Genomic DNA, 293 nt, shown 5'->3' on the forward strand with positions numbered 1-293 from the left:
ACCTTCGGCGTGCCGGAGATATGCAGATTGGTTATTGACGGCGCACCATAGGCATCCACCGCCGGGCTGTGCTGTGTATCGCCCTGCAGTTGAGGCTGGCTGCTGCCCTCCGGAATTACCGTCACTTTAATGCTGTAACCCGCATCCTCGGCCCGGAGGGTGTATTCCCGCCCCGTGGCCCCCTCGATCGGCATCCAACTGGTTCTCTCATATCTCCCCCAGATAAAGGTGGATTTATCCGTACCGCTTCCATTTGACGTGAAGGTGTATTCTGCACTCAGGGTCTGCCCCAC

At 58.0% G+C, this 293-nt stretch carries 1 protein-coding gene; it reads right to left on the bottom strand.

Going from position 1 to position 293, the window contains the following annotated elements; genetic code table 11:
* A partial coding sequence (locus INF73_RS11285; protein WP_193067348.1) for a hypothetical protein occupies positions 1 to 194 on the bottom strand: 194 nt, incomplete at its 3' end.
* Positions 195 to 293: the final 99 nt, after the last annotated feature.

Source organism: Enterobacter cloacae complex sp. P6RS (assembly GCF_014982245.1).
GTDB classification, from domain to species: domain Bacteria; phylum Pseudomonadota; class Gammaproteobacteria; order Enterobacterales; family Enterobacteriaceae; genus Enterobacter; species Enterobacter bugandensis.